This is a genomic window from Maritimimonas sp. 2210JD6-3 (genome assembly GCF_056591795.1).
This window is the reverse complement of the sequence record NZ_JBWQOJ010000005.1, coordinates 110,826-128,840: the sequence shown is the minus strand read 5'-3', so window position 1 is coordinate 128,840 and position 18,015 is coordinate 110,826. Positions and strand designations below refer to the sequence as shown.

The window sequence follows — 18,015 nt, the reverse complement described above, 5'->3', positions numbered from 1 at the left end:
AATAAAAAACTCTAAGAAATTTTTTAGACAATCAAAAAAGTTTAAATAACTTGAGTATATAATTATATAATATGTCCGTTTTATGTCATAAGTATATTTTTAAAGTGTCATTCCGAATTTATTTCGAAATCTCATCATTCAATAAATCAAGTATTTACAATGAGAACCTGAAACAAGTTCAGGTTGACGAACACCTTTTATGACTCTCTACAGATAATCAAAATAATAAACTATTACATATAGTTAGTTTACAACCATAAGCTAAAGTTTTCTTAAAAAAATCTTAAAAAAAATGTAACAAAGTACATAAAAAGCAGTCTATATTATAAAGAACTTAAATTCTGAATGAAAAAGTTTTATAAAATACTTATAGCATTTTTAATTGTTTTTTTCTTGGGCTTCTTAGCATCATATTTAGTAATACAAGAACAATTAAATAAAGAAACTAAAGAAGTAACATCTCATATTTCTATAAAGATACTTAGAAATACTTCTAAGGTTGTAAAAGCATCTTTTTAACAATTATAATTAATATTATTTTTCTTTCTAAAATTTTAAAAATATTTTGTTGTGTATTATAGCTTGTTAATTTGTTAAATAATTTATCTAAAAAATATTTTGTGTTTTTACTTTTAAAAAATAACCAACACCTATTAACATTTTTAAAATAGATAATATACTAATTATCAGATAAACTATACTTTCTATTAACACTTGGTTAATAATAATTATTAACCAAAATACTTAATATTTAAATTGTATTTTTTGTTAAGAACAACTCATTTTAATGTTAGTAAACAATATTAAAATTCTTACAAATAAATTTTGAATTTATACTTTATTTTTCCATACAAGAGAATGATTTTAATAGACAAATTTATTTTTTGTAATCAATCTTTTTTTATTAACAAATTTAGAGTTTGCTTATTGAATTGATTTTAAATATTTTATCAATATTGATGAACAATTTGTATTTTTTATGTTTATAAATAGGTATTTATTTTATTTTTGTTTCAATACAAACTGATTATAATGAAAATAGCAATTGGTAATGACCATGCAGGTACTGAGTATAAATCGGCAATTGTACGATTTTTAGAAAACAAAGGATATAAGATAACTAATTTTGGAACGGATAATGAAAGTAGTGTAGATTATCCTGATTTTATACATCCTGTTGCTAACGCTGTAGAAAATAAAGAAGTAGATTTTGGTATTATTATATGCGGTAGTGGTAACGGTGCACAAATGACTGCTAATAAACATCAAAAAATACGTGCTGCACTTTGTTGGAATAATGAATTGGTAGCACTGGCAAGACAACATAATAATGCGAATATATTAAGTATTCCTGCTCGCTTTGTTTCATTACATCAAGCGTTAGCTTTTGTAGATATTTTCTTAGCAACAGATTTTGAAGGAGGTCGTCATCAAAATAGAGTAGCTAAAATAGCATGTACTTAATGCAATGGTATTGTAAGAATTTTAATGAGCTTAACTTAGAAGAATTTCATCAAATATTAAAACTTAGAATTGATGTATTTGTTGTAGAACAAGATTGTGTGTATAGTGAGTTAGATGGTAAAGATGAAAAAGCGTTACATATTTTTGCTATAGCAGATAAACACCCAACAAAAATAGTAGCTTATGCCAGAGCTTTTAAACCAAACGATTATTTTAAGGAAGCGTCTTTTGGTAGAGTAGTAGTAGATAAAGAGTATAGAAATAAAAAAATAGGATATACACTCATAGAGAAAACACTACGTGCTATTGAGGAAAATTTTAAGACTTCTGTAATTAAAATAAGTGCTCAAACATATCTTAAAAACTTCTACGAAAGTTTTATTTTTAAACAGATTAGTGATGAATATTTAGAAGATGGTCTTCCGCATATAGATATGTTGAAATCATAATTTTTTCTACTTCTTTTTTGTACCTTAGCCTCTCTTATTTTTAAAACGATTCATTACGAAATTATGGCAGAAGACAAAGAAAAATCAGCTAAACTAAAAGCACTACAACTTACTTTAGATAAATTAGATAAAACCTATGGTAAAGGTTCTGTAATGAGGTTAGGTGATGACGTAACAGAAGATATAGATGCAATTCCATCAGGTTCTTTAGGTTTAGATATAGCGTTAGGTGTAGGTGGGTATCCTAGAGGAAGGGTTATAGAAATTTATGGGCCTGAATCTTCAGGAAAAACTACATTAACATTACACGCTATTGCCGAAGCACAAAAAGCAGGAGGAATTGCGGCATTTATAGACGCAGAACATGCTTTTGATCGTTTTTATGCAGAAAAATTAGGAGTAGATTTAGGTGAGTTAATCATCTCTCAACCCGATCATGGTGAACAAGCATTAGAGATAGCTGATAACTTAATACGTTCTGGTGCTATTGATATTGTTGTAATTGATTCTGTTGCAGCTTTAACTCCTAAAAGTGAGATAGAGGGAGAAATGGGAGATTCTAAAATGGGCCTTCATGCAAGGCTAATGTCTCAGGCATTACGCAAACTTACAGGCACTATTAGTAAAACAAATTGTACGGTCATTTTCATTAATCAACTACGTGAAAAAATAGGTGTAATGTTTGGTAATCCAGAAACGACAACGGGAGGAAATGCATTAAAATTCTACGCTTCGGTTCGATTAGATATTCGACGCAGAACACAAATTAAAGACGGAGATAGAGTAATGGGTAATAGTACCAAGGTAAAAGTAGTGAAGAATAAAGTTGCTCCACCATTTCAAACAGCAGAATTTGATATTATGTATGGCGAAGGAATTTCTAAAGTAGGAGAGATTATAGATCTAGGTGTAGATTATGGGATCATTAAAAAAAGTGGGTCTTGGTTTAGCTACGGAGAAACAAAACTTGGGCAAGGTAGAGACGCTGTGAAATCATTAATAAAAGACAATCCTGATTTAGCAGAAGAATTAGAAACTAAGATTATTGAAGCTATTAATGCTCCTGAAGAAGTTTAAAGCTTATTTTTTAAAACATAATTTTTACTAAATACCCCAGAGCAATCTAAGGGGTATTTCGCTGGTTTCATTTTGACCTCAGGGTCAAACCGAAATCCTATTATTTAGATTCCCGTTTTCACGGAATGACAATTTCAACGGATACCCCGATGCAAGCATGCGGAGAATTCTTTTCGATCAAAAAAAAACCACCAAAATTTTGGTGGTTTTTTTACGAATTGTAAGTAAAATTATCTATTTACTTCTTTAATATATTTTTCTAATGCCATTGTCATAGAAGGTGTATCTGGTGTTGGCGCTGCGATATCAACACGTAAACCTCTTTCTTCTACAGCCTTAACGGTAGTGTTACCAAAAACAGCTATTCTCGTATTATTCTGCTCAAAATCAGGGAAATTCTTAAATAAAGACTCAATACCAGAAGGACTAAAAAATACTAAAACATCATAATAAACATTCTTTAAATCAGAAAGATCACTTACTACGGTTCTATACATAATAGCACGTTTCCAGTTAACACCTAAATCATTTAAGATTTCAGGAATAATAGGCTTCAGTTTATCTGATGAAGGTAATAAAAACTGTTCTTCTTTATGCTTCTTAATTTGCTTCACTAAATCTTGAAATGTACGTTCACCAACATAAATCTTTCGCTTTCTATATACTACATATTTCTGTAAGTAATAAGCAACAGCTTCAGACTGGCAGAAATATTTCATATCATCTGGTACTTTATAACGCATTTCTTCAGCTAACCTGAAATAATTATCTACAGCATTTCTACTTGTAAAAATTACAGCAGTAAAATTTGAAAAATCAATTTTTTGATTTCTTACTTCTCTTGCACTTTCCCCTTCAACATGTATAAATGATCTAAAATCAATTTTTACTTTTTGCTTTTCAGATAAATTAAAATACGGTGATGGTTTGTCTTTGCTAGGTGCAGGTTGAGAAACTAAAATGGTTTTTACTTTCATACGCTTCGTTCGTTATTCTAGTTTTACACAATGAATAGCTTGTATAACAGAATTATAGGCGCTATTTCAAGTGCGCAAAGGTACAAAATAAAATAAAACAATCTACGTAAAATTGATTTTTGGTTATTATTAACTATTAGCAAGTAATAGAATAACAAGACAATAGCAGAGATAATTAATACAAAAAATGAATACTGAACAGAATCGTATTTGGCATAAATAGCAACTAATAATACAGGATAAATAAGTAAACAAAAATTACTTAAATAGCTCATTTTTAAATAAGTAATGTATTCAAACTCTTTTTCTTTGTCAAATAATATTGCTAATAACTTACCAGCAAAAAAACGAAGTACAAAGAACATAAATACACCAGCAAGAATCGATAAGAAAAAAGTAAGTTCTAACTCTCTGGCAACGGTATTAAATGCTCTTACACCAACAAAAACAACCAATGAAAACGTCAATACTTGTATAATAGCAAACGAAATATGAAATGAATTGATTAATAACGGAACTTGTTTTTGATATCGAATCAAATAATTTTTAGAATAAACTAATGATAATAAGTTATAAAAGCGATCGCCACTATTAAGTTTTGAAACAACGAAAAGTGTAAAAATGATAATAAGTACAATTGTAATCCAGTCTTTCGTGAAAAACAATCGCTCAGTAGCATCTAACAGAAAAAAATTAAAGAATTGTAAGATCATTTCTTAACACAAAATTAGTAATTAAAAGTTTTATCTTTGGCTTTCAAAAAAAAATTAATGCAAGATACACTTGTAATTATTCCTACCTATAATGAGAAAGACACTATTGAGAAGATAATAAGAGCTGTTTTTTCTCAAGATAAAGTTTTTCATATTCTGGTTGTTGACGACAATTCTCCCGACAAAACTTTTGAGATAGTTAAAAAGTTACAAAATGAATTTAGCGAAAAACTTTTTTTAGAAATACGTAAAAAAAAAGAGGGTTTAGGAGCCGCTTACATTCACGGCTTCAAGTGGGCATTAAAAAGAGAATATGAGTACATAATTGAAATGGATGCTGATTTTTCTCATAACCCAAAAGACCTCATTCGGCTGTATAACGCATGTGCTATTGACGGAAATGACCTTTCTGTAGGTTCTAGATATGTTGATAATAAAATCAATGTAGTAAATTGGGATATTAAACGGTTATTACTTTCATATTTTGCTTCAAAATATGTATGGTTTATCACACAAATTCCAGTAAACGACACTACAGCTGGTTTTGTTTGCTATAAGCGGAAGGTTTTAGAAACCATTCAGCTAGAAAAGATTAAATTCGTTGGATATGCTTTTCAAATAGAACTAAAATTTAAAGCATGGAAGCACGGATTTAAGATTAAAGAAGTCCCAGTAATTTTTACTGATAGAAAATATGGAACTTCTAAAATGAATGGTAAAATTATAAATGAAGCAGTATTTGGCGTTATAAAAATGCGCTTAAGCGGATTGCCTAAAAAATAAAAAATGCACATTAAAACACTTATAAGAAACGCCAATATTGTTAATGAAGGAACGATGTATGAGGCAGATGTTCTTATCGAAGAAAATCACATTAAGACAATAGGGAAAAACCTATCTGAAGATGATGCTTTAATTATTGATGCTACAGATAAATTATTGATGCCAGGCGTTATAGACGACCAAGTACATTTTAGAGAACCAGGCTTAACACACAAGGCGACTATTGCTACAGAAAGTAGAGCAGCTGTAGCTGGAGGAATCACTACATTTATAGAAATGCCTAACACGGTTCCGCAAGCAACAACGCAAGAGCTACTCGAAGAGAAATTTCAAATTGCAAAAGAAACATCCTATGCAAACTATTCTTTTATGTTTGGTGGCACGAATGACAACTTAGAGGAGCTATTAAAAACCGATCCTAAAAAAGTTGCGGCCATTAAATTATTTTTAGGATCTTCTACTGGAAACATGTTGGTTGATAATGAAGAGGTATTACGAAAGATATTTTCGTCAACAAAAATGATTATAGCTGTACACTGTGAAGATGAGGAAACTATCCGTGATAACTTAGCCGAAGCAATAGAAGAATATGGAGATGACATCCCCATAGAATTACACCCGAAAATAAGAAGTGAAGATGCATGTTATTTATCTTCATCTAAAGCAATTGCTTTAGCAAAAGAAACTGGAGCACGATTGCATGTCTTTCATTTATCAACAGCAAAAGAAACTGCGTTGTTTCGTAATGATATACCATTAGAGGAAAAACAAATTACCGCAGAGGTTTGTACACATCATTTATGGTTTGATGATTCTTTCTATAAAACAAAAGGCACACATATTAAATGGAATCCCGCGGTGAAAACGAAAGAGGATAAAAAGGGGTTATGGGAAGCGCTTTTAGATGATCGAATAGATGTGTTGGCTACAGACCATGCACCTCATACACTAGAGGAAAAAGCGCAGCAATATACGAAAGCACCAAGTGGTGGTCCGTTAGTACAACATGCGTTACCTGCTATGTTAGAGGCGTATCGACAAGGTATAATTTCTCTTGAAAAACTAGTTGAAAAAATGTGTCATAACCCAGCAAAGTTATTTCAAATTGAAAAACGCGGATTTATAAAAGAAGGATATTTTGCTGATATGGTTTTGGTTGATCTTACCAGAAAACAAATCGTTTCTAGAGAAAATATACTCTATAAGTGTGGGTGGTCTCCTTTTGAAGGAACAACGTTTCATTCAACAATTACGCATACTTTTGTAAATGGCCATTTAATGTATCATAAAGGATTATTCAATGATGAAGTAAAGGGTAAAAGAATAACATTTAATAGATAGCTTTTTGAAATATTTTATATCCATATTGTTAGTTCTTGTAATTTTTTCTTGCACAAGTAGAACGATCTATAAAAAACCAGACGATCTTATTTCAGAAAACCAGATGATTGCGCTTTGGACAGATATTTATATTGCAAATAGTGCCTCTAGTATTAAGAATAAAAAAACACTACAAAAAGTTAATTATCTGCCAATTATTAGAGATAAATATCAAATAGATAGCGTGAGATTTATGAGAAGTAATGTCTATTATACGTCACGTGTAGAAGACTATGAAAAAATGTTTAAGCAAGTAGAAATTAATATTCGAAAAATTAGAGATCGATATGACCCTGAAATGGCAGGGATAGACCCAAACCTTCCTATCTACAAAAGAGACTCACTCAGAAGAGTTCGTGAGAAGCAAAGAGAAAAATCAAAAGAGATTGATATAGATTTAAAAAACAATATAGAAAGAAAACAAACGCCTACTGTCGAATAACATTTTCGTTCTTAAACCTCTCACCAATTTTTTTTATGGTTTCAGATATGGATACAAAAGAAATATTTAAGGTATCGATTACTTTACTTGCATTATAATAGGTTTTATGATGTCCCGAACGCGCAGCATGTTTTGTAAGCAGAGGCTCATTACCCGTAATTGCACTTTTTATAAAAGCAAAACGCCAGGCCAACTCACTCATAAACCGAGATACTTTTACTGAGGGTCTTTTTACACCTAAAGCATCGGCTATTTGAAAGAAAACAGTTTTAAAAGAGCTATTTTCTGCAACCAGAACATACCGCTCATTTTTAATAGTGCTCTTCATTAAAAGTAACATTGTAGTTACAACGTCTAGTACGCCAACAAAACCCGTAATACCTTCTGTATAATACTTGAAACCGTTGGCGATAGTTGAAAAAAGTTTACTGGAGCCCGTATTCCAAAAACCAGCACCTAATATTACGCCTGGATTTACGATTACTACAGCTAACCCTTCTTGAGAGCCGCGCCAGACTTCTATTTCGGCACCATATTTTGAGATTGCATAACCATGATGTTTTAATTCTGGGTTCCATTCATTGTCTTCATCAACAAATTTTTTATTGGGAACTTCATCAAGGGTTGCTATTGAGCTTACATAGCATAGCTTATTCACATTATTTTCTAAACATAGATTTACAATATTAGCTGTGCCTTCAATATTTACTTTTCGAAGTGTTTGATAATCTTTAGGATTAAAAGAAACCATGGCCGCACAGTGATATACTTGCGAAATATCCTTTTGAAACACACTTTGCAATGTTGAAATATCAATAATATCTGCTTCTATCCATATAATCTTATCAAAAAGAAGTTCGACATCGTTTGTGTAGTAACTAAAAACAGTTTTAACAGCATTTAAGTTACTTGATTTTCTGTGTATGGCTACAATAGTATCATTTTCCAGCGAAAGCTGATATAATAAATGTGAACCCACCAAACCTGTACCTCCAGTAACCAAAATCATATAACGAATGTAGTCTTTTTTGACTTTGTCTTTTGTGTTTGTTGCTATAAATATATCTTTGCGTAAAATTATGAAGATGACCAAAAATTTAGTTGAAGAATTACGCTGGCGCGGAATGATACATGATATGATGCCAGGCACAGAAGAACAGCTGCAAAAGGAAATGACCACGGCGTATATTGGCTTTGACCCTACATCTGATTCACTGCATATTGGTAGCTTGGTACCGATTATATTATTGGTTCATATCGAAAAAGCAGGACATAAACCCATTGCTTTGGTAGGTGGTGCAACAGGCATGATAGGAGATCCGTCTGGAAAATCTGATGAACGTAATTTACTAAATGAAGAAACGCTAGCTAAAAACGTTGAGGGTATTAAAAATACACTAGCTCGTTTCTTAGATTTCGATTCAAGCGATAAAAACGCTCCGCTATTGGTAAATAATTATGACTGGATGAAAGGCTTTTCATTTATTGATTTTGCGCGAGATGTGGGTAAACGCATCACCGTAAATTATATGATGGCTAAAGACTCTGTAAAAAAGCGCATCTCGGGTGATTCTAGTGCTGGGATGAGCTTTACCGAATTTACCTATCAATTAATTCAAGGGTACGATTTTTATCATTTACATAAAGAATACAATTGTATGTTGCAGATGGGTGGTTCAGACCAATGGGGAAATATCACAACTGGAACGGAACTCGTTCGTAGAATGAATGCTCCTGAAGAAGCCAAGGCCTATGCGATGACATGCCCATTAATTACAAAAGCAGACGGCTCTAAGTTTGGAAAATCTGAAGGAGGTAATATATGGCTAGATGCAGACAAAACCTCGGTATATAAGTTCTATCAATTTTGGTTAAACACTTCAGACGAGGATGCCGAAAAGTATATTAAGATATTCACCTTTTTAGACAAGGAGACCATAGCTGTTTTGATTGCTGAGCATGAGGAAGCACCGCACATGCGCATTTTACAAAGAAGATTAGCCGAAGAAGTAACAACTTTTGTTCATAACAAAGAAGCACTTGATAGAGCTATTATAGCCTCAAACATTTTGTTTGGTAAATCAACGGGCGAAGATTTAAAAAGTTTAGACGAAGAAACATTTTTAGAGGTGTTTGAAGGTGTGCCTCAAGCATCGGTAACAAGCGCTGATATTGAAAACGGATTAGACATGATCGCTGCACTTGCCGCAAAAACCAATTTTTTAAATTCTAACGGAGAGGCTCGTAGAGCATTAAAAGAGAATGCAATATCAGTAAATAAAGAGAAAGTAAGTGAAGATTATTTGATTACTTCTAATGATTTAATTGCCAATAAATATGTGCTATTACAACGAGGGAAGAAAAGTTATTTTTTATTAAAAGTAGCCTAAGTTCGCTTATAGGTCTCGTATATGAAAAGTAGCACTGAAAATAAGCTGTTACTTTCCAAAAATACCCAAACCTTAGTGTTAACAATGACTTGCGCTATTTTTTATGTACATCTTTATTAGCCACTGGCATTATTCTCGAGCTAAAAATTCTTTCGCAGTTAATACAGGGATTTTCGAGTTTTTAAAATCCTTTTTATTTCGCGTAATAATTATGTCTATTTGATTTTCCATAGCGGAATAATACTGCAATCCGTCTTCAAAATCTGGAAAATTATCATCACTCAAAGCTAATTCTGTAATCTTATCGTCTAAACTTAACAGCTCAACAAGAACTTTAAATTTTCTCAATATTTCTCTTGCTTCCTTTGCAGATTTAAGTTTTGAAAGAATATAGTTCGTGTTCGCAAAAGTTAAGGATGAAATAGTTACTTCTAACTCTTTTTTATCCGCACGAGAGAACAAATCAGCAGCCTCGTCGTAGAATTTATCTCTTTTCGAGAGCAAATCTATAACGATGTTCGTGTCAATCAATAATCTGCTCATTTATATTTTTCAATTAAATAATCCGTATAAGCATCTTTTACATCAAAATGTTTGTCAAGCGAAATTACTCCGCTTAAGCTTTCTACGAGAGGTGTGATTTTCGCTGAATTTCTTTTTTGTTTAGTAAGTGTCGCTAAATACGATTCGATAAGTTTAGATAGACTAATATTATTCGATTTTGCATAATCTTTAGCACTTTCGATAATCGTTTTGTCGAGACTTAATGTGAGTTTTTTGTCCATTAAATTTAATTTACGTACAAATTTAATAATTTATCACGTAAATTAAATTTTATCTCGATTTTTTTGCTTGTTGCCAACATTAAGCTTGGCGGAGTTTTAATTCCGTTTAGTGGCTGATAAGCGAAGTTTGAGGAAAATTCGTTAAGAAACAAACTAAAATATCATGGTACACGCTTCGCAATCATGCGTATTTGCCCCATATGATTTGCTTGATGCTCCATTACATGATACCAGACCCAATGATTATTCATACTTCCTCTAGCAGTCTTTTTAGCAAACCAAGCATCATCCTTTGTTTTTAAAAGACGTAAGGTTTCTTCTCTTACATCATCCCAAATCTTTAAATAATGACTTATCGGTTTTCCCACATATGTTTGTCGAGCGTTAGCACCAAGACTTAATGGAGTTTCCCAAATCGTAGCCTCTTCTTTATTAAAACTTCTATTTTCGAAGGTATAGACTTGATAATATTTTTCTGTGGCAGCCAAATGCAATATCATAGCGCCTATTCTATTGGCTTCAGCATCTAGTAGAAAATCTGTGCCCTTTTGGTCTAGATTTTCTACACTTCTCGTAACACGCACTTTTAAATCTTCTAGCATTGCAACCATAGTTCCTATTTGAGGTGAAAACCCTTTTTTTGGTTTAATTGTGTTCTGACCACTACAAATGCTAACAGATATTAGTAAAATAAGTAGACAAAATTGGTTTAAAAAAGAAGGTTTCATATGTCGAGATTTTAATTCAAAAGTAAGTTGATAAATAGTATTTAAAGGGCAAAGTTTTGTTAAATAATTCTTGACCTTTACATATCGTAAACATACTAAGCAGTATAATAATGCGTTTTATTTTATACTAAAAAATTGATAATTAGAAAATTAAATTGACTAACCAATAGATTTCAATTAGACTATACCGTATGTATACTAAAACGTAGGAAAATAAGTTATACAGTTGTTTTATATATAAATCCCTAAAACTCGAAAGCCATGACCCAAGAAATTAAAAGAAAACTAACACGACAGAAATTAATAGATAAAGGCTACGAATTAATTAACATGTATGGGTATCATGCTGTGAGCATTGACCTTATTATTAAAGAAGTAAATTTAACTAAAGGAGCTTTTTATTATCATTTCGAAAATAAACATCATTTTGTTAAAGTAATTATTAACGAGCGCGTTGAAAAAGAAATTCATAGTGAGTTTATAGAGCCTATTAGTAAAAGAGGAAACCCTACATTTATTTTAACAGATTTATTGCAAGATAAATTGATAAACGATGAATCTTTAGATCAAAACTTAGGAAGTCCGCTTACCAACTTTATTGTAACATTGAGTTATGAGCGTAGTGAATATGAATTGCAAGCGCAGCTGCGAGAGATTATGAATCAATGGAAAGTAGCTATTATTAACTTACTTTACAGAGGAATTGATGACGGATACCTCGCTAGACATATCAATACCGAACCAGTAGCTGAGTTTATCATCAATTCATTAGAAGGGGTTAGAACACTTAAGCGAACAACGAATAATAAGGCGCTGTTTTTTAATTATGTTGAACAGTTTAGAAACTATTTAGACACTTTAAAACCTTCCAAAGAAGAGCAAGAGCAAAAAAGATATTGTTTAGAAGATAGTTCGGCGGCTTAATAAAGTACTTGGTATAGTAATTGATGTTAGTTGAAAATAAAAACTAACTCATGAAGTCTATAGTGTCACTACTTTTTGGGCTACTCATTCTTTCGTGTATTCCTATACAAATAGCTCCTAAAATAAAAAATGGAGATAAAATAAAAATTGCCAAAAGATTTAAGCGCAACCTGCCTAAACGTTATGCACTTATTTTTAAAGACCCTAAAAATGCTGATGAATTTTACCACTTTGTAAACACTAAATATGACTTGAACCATCAATTAGTAGAAGATAATGTTCCCTTTTTTATAGACGAAAAAGAGTACACATTGTCGTTTTATGAAAGTGAAAAAGTTACGCAGACTATAAATTTCATACCTTTTTTGTTTGATGCCGCACTACAAAATAAAGGAATGGATCCTATGCTAGAAGATACTTATACTACCAGAAGAGGACATTGGTATATATCACTTCTAGTGTCTGATGCTGATATGAATGACTGTTTAAAACCAGATTATAAAAACCGAGATAAAGTAATAAAGTATCTTAGAGCTTTACGAATAGAGTATATAAATACGAATAATTACCTTGAAGCAATGCTAAAAGAACAAGATAAAAAAACAATTACGATCGATTAGACCACCATTAAATTACACCCTCTAACATCAGAGTGGTCAAATCTACCCAATACTTCAAAAGCGCCATTTTTGTAGACCTTACCAAGATCTTGTGTGGCAATAAATGAACAAGAATTGTAGTTGGCAAGATCAATTACGTTGATACCACCAGTTTTTGACGTTGTTAAAATAGATAAAGCATCCTCTGTATCACGTGTAAGTATTTTCATCCATGGGGGGCACTCAAACAAACCATTACCTTTAGAATATGCTTGACTTAGTAATTCCGTCATACCATATTCTGAGTGAATTGACGTTACTCCGAATCCCTTTTTAAGCAGTTGATGAAGTTCACTTCTAATCATTTCTTTTCTTCTTCCTTTCATACCACCCGTTTCCATCACAATGGTATGCTTGAGATTAAAAGTGTGATTCTTAATAAGATCAAGCAGCGCAAAAGACACACCAATTAAAATAGTTTTTTTACCAGCTTTATCAAGAGTAATTAGAGTTTCCGATAACGTTTTATAATCGTCAAGAAAAAACCCACTTTTAGAGTGCTTAGACCTTTTTACAAGATCATTTACCATATAGACCAAAGATGATCCTTTACGTTCTAAATAATTTGGCAGCAGCGCTAATATGCTATAATCTTCAATGTTGCCATAAAAATGTGAAAATCCGTCAAGATAACTTTTTTCATAAAAAGAAGTATCAGAAACATAATGTTTGCTCGTAATAGCTCCTGTTGTACCTGAACTTGTAAAAATAGTTTCAATAGGAGCTTTTGAAGAGAGTACCTTATGTGTTTTGAAAAACTGAATTGGCAAAAAAGGAATCTGAGATATTTCTGTGACATCGCTATAATAAATATTAAGTAAATCACAAAAAGAGCGATATACAGCATTATGCTCAAATTGATGTCTAAAAACCTTTAGAGAAATTTCTTTAAAGTGCGCTTCTCTTTGTATGTTAAATATATTTTCACTCATTTTTCATAAGCAAAAATAGTATTATTAAGCGCAACCTTTTTAAATTTAAACATCTATTAAAAGCACAAATAAAGAATTATGAAGAAAATTGTTTTGCTATTAATACTAGTTTTAACTTTTGCATCGTGTAGTCTTGAAGATGATGGATCGAATATTGCTTTTGAAACATTACCTGTAAAGGAGGCGATCGTTCCTGATAGTTTTCAATTAAATAGCAGACCTACTATAATGGTAAAGTATGACTTGCCAAGCGGGTGTCATACTTATTTCAATATGCTTCTTCAAGAAGATGGCAATACTACAACAGTTGCAGTAAATACATCGGTTACGAATGATCCTTGCACTCAGGCGATTATAGAACAAGAAAGTACATTTGAAGTAATAGTTAATAAAACCGAAGATTATATCTTTAGATTTTGGAAAGGGCAAGACGAAAGCGGAGAAAATATTTTTGAAGAGATTATAGTGCCTGTGGTAGTGAACAAATAAAGAGCCATATAGTTAATGAGTTTAGAGAAACTCATAGAGAAATGTAAAAAAAGAGATATCAAAGCTCAATCAGAGATTTACCAGCTCTTTGCAGGTAAGCTCTTTGCGCTATGTTTAAAATATTCTAAGAACTATCAAGAAGCTCAAGACAATTTACAAGATGGCTTTATAACGATCTTTAATAAGATTGAACAATATAAGTCTAAAGGATCTTTCGAAGGATGGTTAAAGCGTATTGTAATTAATACAGCTTTACAGAAATATAGAGAAAAGAATGTGTTGAATTTAATCACCGAAGAGATTCCAGATACTGTAGATGTATCTATTGAAGATGAAGACAACATTTCTTTAGATTTTTTATTACAGATTATTCAAAAGTTACCAAATAGGTATCGATTGGTATTTAATTTGTATGTGCTTGACGGATATTCGCATCGTGAAATTGCTGAGATGCTAGAGATCTCTGAAGGAACCTCAAAATCGAATTTATCTAGAGCACGAATGATTTTAAAAGGAAAATTAGAAGAAGTTACTAAAAATAAAAGGCGAAATAAAGTTTCTGAATAATGGAGGAGAAGAAACATATTGATAGATTATTTCAAGAGAAGTTAAAAGACTTTGAGTTACAACCACAACCCGAAGTCTGGAGTTCCATTGAAAACCAATTAGTGAAAAAGAAAAAAAGAAGAGTTATTCCGTTGTCGATACCTTATGGTAGTGTGGCAGCGGTTCTTCTTCTGCTTGTAAGTTCAGTATTTTGGTATAACAGCAATACCGATACTATTAAAGACACGCCAATAGAAATAACAACTGATGATACAACGAAACAAGAAACTCAGTTTGATGAAAGTGATGAAACAGTGGTTACAAAGACCAATAAAGAAATAAATACACTTTCAAATGAAATTCAGAAAACAATAAAAAACAGTAGCAATAACAGGACAAAAAATTCAGATCGCTCAACACGCTCAATTACAAATACAGTAGAAAGTACAGAAGAAAATCTACGAGCGAATAGCACTTTTGCCGAAAATCAATCACAAAAGTTAGAAGAGAAAAATGAAGAAAGTATAAACTTTAGAAACGAAGGCAGGTCTCAGCAAATAAAGAAAGAGGAAACTACAAAGGTTGCTGATAATAGTGCGGGAGGGCTTACAAAAGAAGATATAGCGCAGGCAATTGAAGATAATCTCGATAACAAAGAAGGCATCGCTAAAGTTAAACAAAACAAATGGTATGTTGGTCCTATGATCGCTCCTATACAATATAATACATTTGGTAACGGGTCACCCGTAAGTAATGCACTTCAAGGCAACACCAAAAAGGCAAATACTACATTATCTTATGGTTTAAAGGTAAATTATATAGTGAACGATCGCCTATCTATACAATCAGGCGTGAGTTCTGTTGATCTTTCTTACAGTACTAGGCAAGTAACAGCTTTCGTATTTTCAGATCAGTTGAGTTTTTCAAGCAATTTAACCGAGCGAACTAACATTAGTGGTTCAAATACGATAGCAGTATCGAATAGCCAATCGCAATCTTTTGATTCTGCTGTTGCCAGTAGAGGTGCTGCCGTAACCCTAGAAGGTGATTTAGAACAATCTATAAGTTATGTTGAGGTTCCTCTAGAAGTGAAGTATGCGTTGACAAAAACGAAGTTAGGAGTAAATTTGGTTGGAGGTGTCAGCACCTATATTTTAAATAATAATAGTATTTCATTGAATGGAACTCAGGGTTCGAAAGTCAGTCTAGGGCAAGCTACGAATATCAATAATGTAAACTTTAGTACAAACGTAGGACTTGATGTAGATTATAAGATAAATAATAAAATGTTTATAAATGTTTCGCCAATGTTTAAATATCAATTAAACACATTTTCTGAAAATAATGGCGGATTCAAACCATACTTTCTTGGTGTTTACACCGGATTGAATTTTAGGTTTTAGTTGGTTAATTATATTTGGTTGGTTACCAAATATGCAAATAGCCGAACTCTTAAGGGTTCGGCTATTTTGTTTTAAAATAGCAGCTAATTATTTGTACTTTCGTACAGTAAAAATTTAATAACCACATAAATTAAAATATATGGAAGCAGTAGCAACTGATTTCGGAATAAAAGAAGCCCTACAGCAATTAGGTGTTTCTGCTGTAAATGAAGGAACCTCAACAGGATCTAATTGGTTCTCTAATGGAGAAATTATTGAATCGTATTCGCCTGTAGATGGACAATTAATCGCAAAAGTAAAAGCATCGACACAAGAAGATTATGAAAAAACAATGCTGGCAGCAACAAAAGCTTTTAAAACTTGGAGAACGATGCCTGCACCGCAGCGAGGAGAAATTGTTCGTCAGTTTGGTGAGAAGTTAAGAGAGAAAAAAGAAGCCCTTGGGAAGTTAGTATCCTATGAAATGGGAAAATCATATCAAGAAGGTCTTGGGGAAGTTCAAGAAATGATTGATATCTGCGATTTTGCTGTGGGTTTATCGCGTCAGTTACATGGTCTTACAATGCATTCTGAACGTCCAGGACATAGAATGTACGAACAATATCACCCGCTAGGAGTCGTTGGAATTATCTCTGCATTTAATTTTCCAGTAGCTGTTTGGTCTTGGAATACTGCTTTAGCATGGGTTTGTGGTGATGTTTGTATTTGGAAGCCTAGTGAAAAAGCGCCAGTTTGCGGTGTAGCATGTCAAAATATTGCAGCGGAGGTATTTGCTGAAAATAATTTACCAGAAGGTATTTCTTGCTTAATTAATGGTGATTATCGCGTGGGTGAAATGATGACTAAAGATACACGAGTACCTTTAGTATCTGCAACAGGATCAACGAGAATGGGAAAAATAGTAGCAAAAGAAGTCGCTGGGCGTTTAGGAAAGACATTATTAGAACTAGGAGGGAATAATGCAATTATAGTAACGCCAGATGCTGATATAAAAATGACTGTTATTGGTGCTGTATTTGGCGCTGTTGGAACGTGTGGGCAGCGTTGTACATCAACACGTCGTTTAATTATTCACGAGTCTATTTATGATAAAGTAAAAGATGCAGTGGTAGATGCATATAAACAATTGCGTATTGGTAATCCGCTAGACGAAAATAATCATGTCGGACCATTAATTGATACCGATGCAGTAGCTATGTATAAGAAGGCTTTACATCAGGTGGTAGAAGAAGGAGGAAATATTGTGGTTGAAGGAGGTGTATTATCTGGCGAAGGTTACGAAAGTGGTTGCTATGTAAAACCAGCTATTGCCGAGGCACAACCACATTATAAAATTGTACAACATGAAACATTTGCCCCTGTTTTATACTTACTAAAATATTCGGGTGGTGTTGAGAATGCAATTGATATACAAAATGAAGTTGCTCAAGGTTTATCATCGGCAATTATGACGAATAATTTACGAGAAGCTGAATGTTTTTTATCTGTTCAAGGATCAGATTGCGGTATTGCGAATGTAAATATCGGAACTTCTGGTGCTGAAATTGGCGGAGCTTTTGGTGGTGAAAAAGAAACAGGAGGCGGTAGAGAATCGGGTTCTGATGCCTGGAAGATCTATATGAGGCGTCAAACCAATACAATTAATTACACAACTGAGTTGCCATTAGCACAAGGTATAAAATTTGATCTTTAGTAGTAATTTACTGAACAACTTTAACTATCAAAGCCCTTATAATTGAGGGCTTTTTTAAATTAAAAAACCCTGTCTCAATGCCAAACTGTATGGGAGAAACAAGGTTATATGGTGTAGCTGATGTTTGTCAACTAAAATTATGATACAAATATTTTAAAAAGGTTGCGTAAAATCAATAGGA

21 protein-coding genes are annotated in these 18,015 nt (G+C 32.4%); 14 read left to right on the top strand and 7 right to left on the bottom strand.

Features of this window, described 5'->3' with window-relative positions:
• The first annotated feature begins 345 nt into the window (after nt 1–345).
• From AC1EUY_RS04400 to recA, 4 genes are all read left to right on the top strand, one after another.
• The gene (locus tag AC1EUY_RS04400; RefSeq protein WP_480194291.1) at nt 346–519 is read left to right on the top strand and encodes a hypothetical protein; all 174 of its coding nucleotides are present in this window, start codon (nt 346–348) and stop codon (nt 517–519) included.
• 513 nt (nt 520–1,032) lie between these two features.
• Complete coding sequence (gene rpiB / locus AC1EUY_RS04395; protein ID WP_480194290.1) at nt 1,033–1,464, top strand: ribose 5-phosphate isomerase B; 432 nt, start codon at nt 1,033–1,035, stop codon at nt 1,462–1,464.
• Nucleotides 1,464–1,913: a GNAT family N-acetyltransferase gene (locus AC1EUY_RS04390; RefSeq protein WP_480194289.1), complete on the top strand. Its 450-nt coding sequence runs from the start codon at nt 1,464–1,466 to the stop codon at nt 1,911–1,913. The genes rpiB and AC1EUY_RS04390 overlap by 1 nt, the downstream gene beginning before the upstream one ends.
• Before the next feature lie 63 nt (nt 1,914–1,976).
• Nucleotides 1,977–2,990, top strand: a complete 1,014-nt coding sequence (gene recA, locus AC1EUY_RS04385; protein ID WP_480194288.1) for a recombinase RecA — start codon at nt 1,977–1,979, stop codon at nt 2,988–2,990.
• A gap of 230 nt (nt 2,991–3,220) precedes the next feature.
• On the opposite strand, the gene AC1EUY_RS04380 is transcribed toward recA, so the two are convergent.
• Both AC1EUY_RS04380 and AC1EUY_RS04375 read right to left on the bottom strand, forming a co-directional pair.
• Nucleotides 3,221–3,967, bottom strand: a complete 747-nt coding sequence (locus tag AC1EUY_RS04380) for a uroporphyrinogen-III synthase (protein WP_480194287.1) — start codon at nt 3,965–3,967, stop codon at nt 3,221–3,223.
• 23 nt (nt 3,968–3,990) lie between these two features.
• Nucleotides 3,991–4,680, bottom strand: coding sequence for a DUF4271 domain-containing protein (locus AC1EUY_RS04375; RefSeq protein WP_480194286.1), 690 nt, complete (start codon nt 4,678–4,680; stop codon nt 3,991–3,993).
• 57 nt (nt 4,681–4,737) lie between these two features.
• On the opposite strand from AC1EUY_RS04375, the gene AC1EUY_RS04370 reads away from it, so the two are divergent.
• From AC1EUY_RS04370 to AC1EUY_RS04360, 3 genes are read left to right on the top strand one after another with little or no spacing between them, the layout of a single operon-like run.
• A complete protein-coding gene (locus AC1EUY_RS04370) occupies nt 4,738–5,463 on the top strand; it encodes a polyprenol monophosphomannose synthase (RefSeq protein WP_480194285.1) in 726 nt (241 codons plus the stop codon).
• A 3-nt stretch (nt 5,464–5,466) separates the two neighbouring features.
• Complete coding sequence (locus AC1EUY_RS04365) at nt 5,467–6,804, top strand: dihydroorotase (protein ID WP_480194284.1); 1,338 nt, start codon at nt 5,467–5,469, stop codon at nt 6,802–6,804.
• A 25-nt stretch (nt 6,805–6,829) separates the two neighbouring features.
• Entirely contained in the window at nt 6,830–7,285 is a 456-nt protein-coding gene (locus AC1EUY_RS04360; protein WP_480194283.1) for a DUF4296 domain-containing protein, read from the top strand.
• Here AC1EUY_RS04360 and AC1EUY_RS04355 read toward each other — a convergent pair.
• Complete coding sequence (locus AC1EUY_RS04355) at nt 7,272–8,294, bottom strand: NAD-dependent epimerase/dehydratase family protein (RefSeq protein WP_480194282.1); 1,023 nt, start codon at nt 8,292–8,294, stop codon at nt 7,272–7,274. The two genes, AC1EUY_RS04360 and AC1EUY_RS04355, sit on opposite strands and share 14 nt — an antisense overlap.
• 76 nt (nt 8,295–8,370) lie before the next feature.
• On the opposite strand from AC1EUY_RS04355, the gene tyrS reads away from it, so the two are divergent.
• A complete protein-coding gene (gene tyrS, locus AC1EUY_RS04350) occupies nt 8,371–9,675 on the top strand; it encodes a tyrosine--tRNA ligase (protein WP_480194281.1) in 1,305 nt (434 codons plus the stop codon).
• A gap of 129 nt (nt 9,676–9,804) precedes the next feature.
• On the opposite strand, the gene AC1EUY_RS04345 is transcribed toward tyrS, so the two are convergent.
• The 3 genes from AC1EUY_RS04345 to AC1EUY_RS04335 all read right to left on the bottom strand — a co-directional run bounded on the left by AC1EUY_RS04345 (nt 9,805) and on the right by AC1EUY_RS04335 (nt 11,071).
• Complete coding sequence (locus tag AC1EUY_RS04345) at nt 9,805–10,218, bottom strand: type II toxin-antitoxin system VapC family toxin (RefSeq protein WP_480194280.1); 414 nt, start codon at nt 10,216–10,218, stop codon at nt 9,805–9,807.
• Nucleotides 10,215–10,460, bottom strand: a complete 246-nt coding sequence (locus AC1EUY_RS04340) for a DUF6364 family protein (RefSeq protein WP_480194279.1) — start codon at nt 10,458–10,460, stop codon at nt 10,215–10,217. The genes AC1EUY_RS04345 and AC1EUY_RS04340 overlap by 4 nt, the downstream gene beginning before the upstream one ends.
• 161 nt (nt 10,461–10,621) lie before the next feature.
• A complete protein-coding gene (locus AC1EUY_RS04335) occupies nt 10,622–11,071 on the bottom strand; it encodes a mycothiol transferase (protein ID WP_480194278.1) in 450 nt (149 codons plus the stop codon).
• 378 nt (nt 11,072–11,449) lie between these two features.
• Here AC1EUY_RS04335 and AC1EUY_RS04330 point away from each other — a divergent pair, with 378 nt between their 5' ends.
• Both AC1EUY_RS04330 and AC1EUY_RS04325 read left to right on the top strand, forming a co-directional pair.
• Complete coding sequence (locus AC1EUY_RS04330) at nt 11,450–12,112, top strand: TetR/AcrR family transcriptional regulator (RefSeq protein WP_480194277.1); 663 nt, start codon at nt 11,450–11,452, stop codon at nt 12,110–12,112.
• Nucleotides 12,113–12,162: 50 nt separating this feature from the next.
• A complete protein-coding gene (locus AC1EUY_RS04325; RefSeq protein WP_480194276.1) occupies nt 12,163–12,732 on the top strand; it encodes a hypothetical protein in 570 nt (189 codons plus the stop codon).
• Here AC1EUY_RS04325 and AC1EUY_RS04320 read toward each other — a convergent pair.
• Entirely contained in the window at nt 12,729–13,703 is a 975-nt protein-coding gene (locus AC1EUY_RS04320) for a LuxE/PaaK family acyltransferase (RefSeq protein WP_480194275.1), read from the bottom strand. The genes AC1EUY_RS04325 and AC1EUY_RS04320 overlap by 4 nt on opposite strands.
• A 78-nt stretch (nt 13,704–13,781) precedes the next feature.
• On the opposite strand from AC1EUY_RS04320, the gene AC1EUY_RS04315 reads away from it, so the two are divergent.
• The 4 genes from AC1EUY_RS04315 to amaB all read left to right on the top strand — a co-directional run bounded on the left by AC1EUY_RS04315 (nt 13,782) and on the right by amaB (nt 17,834).
• A complete protein-coding gene (locus tag AC1EUY_RS04315; RefSeq protein ID WP_480194274.1) occupies nt 13,782–14,192 on the top strand; it encodes a hypothetical protein in 411 nt (136 codons plus the stop codon).
• A 15-nt stretch (nt 14,193–14,207) separates the two neighbouring features.
• A complete protein-coding gene (locus tag AC1EUY_RS04310; protein WP_480194273.1) occupies nt 14,208–14,759 on the top strand; it encodes an RNA polymerase sigma factor in 552 nt (183 codons plus the stop codon).
• Nucleotides 14,759–16,141, top strand: a complete 1,383-nt coding sequence (locus AC1EUY_RS04305; RefSeq protein WP_480194272.1) for a hypothetical protein — start codon at nt 14,759–14,761, stop codon at nt 16,139–16,141. The genes AC1EUY_RS04310 and AC1EUY_RS04305 overlap by 1 nt, the downstream gene beginning before the upstream one ends.
• A 139-nt stretch (nt 16,142–16,280) precedes the next feature.
• Nucleotides 16,281–17,834 (top strand): L-piperidine-6-carboxylate dehydrogenase, encoded by a 1,554-nt coding sequence (gene amaB / locus AC1EUY_RS04300; RefSeq protein ID WP_480194271.1) that lies wholly within the window; start codon nt 16,281–16,283, stop codon nt 17,832–17,834.
• Nucleotides 17,835–18,015 lie beyond the last annotated feature (181 nt).

Bases quoted from the DNA above. Each gene is read 5' to 3' on its own strand.
- AC1EUY_RS04375 (WP_480194286.1), bottom strand. From the start codon at position 4,680: ATGATCTTACAATTCTTTAATTTTTTTCTGTTAGATGCTACTGAGCGA.
- rpiB (WP_480194290.1), top strand. From the start codon at position 1,033: ATGAAAATAGCAATTGGTAATGACCATGCAGGTACTGAGTATAAATCG.
- AC1EUY_RS04345 (WP_480194280.1), bottom strand. From the start codon at position 10,218: ATGAGCAGATTATTGATTGACACGAACATCGTTATAGATTTGCTCTCG.
- recA (WP_480194288.1), top strand. From the start codon at position 1,977: ATGGCAGAAGACAAAGAAAAATCAGCTAAACTAAAAGCACTACAACTT.
- AC1EUY_RS04355 (WP_480194282.1), bottom strand. From the start codon at position 8,294: ATGATTTTGGTTACTGGAGGTACAGGTTTGGTGGGTTCACATTTATTA.
- AC1EUY_RS04320 (WP_480194275.1), bottom strand. From the start codon at position 13,703: ATGAGTGAAAATATATTTAACATACAAAGAGAAGCGCACTTTAAAGAA.
- AC1EUY_RS04315 (WP_480194274.1), top strand. From the start codon at position 13,782: ATGAAGAAAATTGTTTTGCTATTAATACTAGTTTTAACTTTTGCATCG.
- AC1EUY_RS04400 (WP_480194291.1), top strand. From the start codon at position 346: ATGAAAAAGTTTTATAAAATACTTATAGCATTTTTAATTGTTTTTTTC.
- AC1EUY_RS04370 (WP_480194285.1), top strand. From the start codon at position 4,738: ATGCAAGATACACTTGTAATTATTCCTACCTATAATGAGAAAGACACT.
- AC1EUY_RS04325 (WP_480194276.1), top strand. From the start codon at position 12,163: ATGAAGTCTATAGTGTCACTACTTTTTGGGCTACTCATTCTTTCGTGT.
- AC1EUY_RS04340 (WP_480194279.1), bottom strand. From the start codon at position 10,460: ATGGACAAAAAACTCACATTAAGTCTCGACAAAACGATTATCGAAAGT.
- AC1EUY_RS04310 (WP_480194273.1), top strand. From the start codon at position 14,208: ATGAGTTTAGAGAAACTCATAGAGAAATGTAAAAAAAGAGATATCAAA.
- AC1EUY_RS04305 (WP_480194272.1), top strand. From the start codon at position 14,759: ATGGAGGAGAAGAAACATATTGATAGATTATTTCAAGAGAAGTTAAAA.
- AC1EUY_RS04330 (WP_480194277.1), top strand. From the start codon at position 11,450: ATGACCCAAGAAATTAAAAGAAAACTAACACGACAGAAATTAATAGAT.
- AC1EUY_RS04380 (WP_480194287.1), bottom strand. From the start codon at position 3,967: ATGAAAGTAAAAACCATTTTAGTTTCTCAACCTGCACCTAGCAAAGAC.
- AC1EUY_RS04365 (WP_480194284.1), top strand. From the start codon at position 5,467: ATGCACATTAAAACACTTATAAGAAACGCCAATATTGTTAATGAAGGA.
- amaB (WP_480194271.1), top strand. From the start codon at position 16,281: ATGGAAGCAGTAGCAACTGATTTCGGAATAAAAGAAGCCCTACAGCAA.
- tyrS (WP_480194281.1), top strand. From the start codon at position 8,371: ATGACCAAAAATTTAGTTGAAGAATTACGCTGGCGCGGAATGATACAT.
- AC1EUY_RS04335 (WP_480194278.1), bottom strand. From the start codon at position 11,071: ATGGTTGCAATGCTAGAAGATTTAAAAGTGCGTGTTACGAGAAGTGTA.
- AC1EUY_RS04390 (WP_480194289.1), top strand. From the start codon at position 1,464: ATGCAATGGTATTGTAAGAATTTTAATGAGCTTAACTTAGAAGAATTT.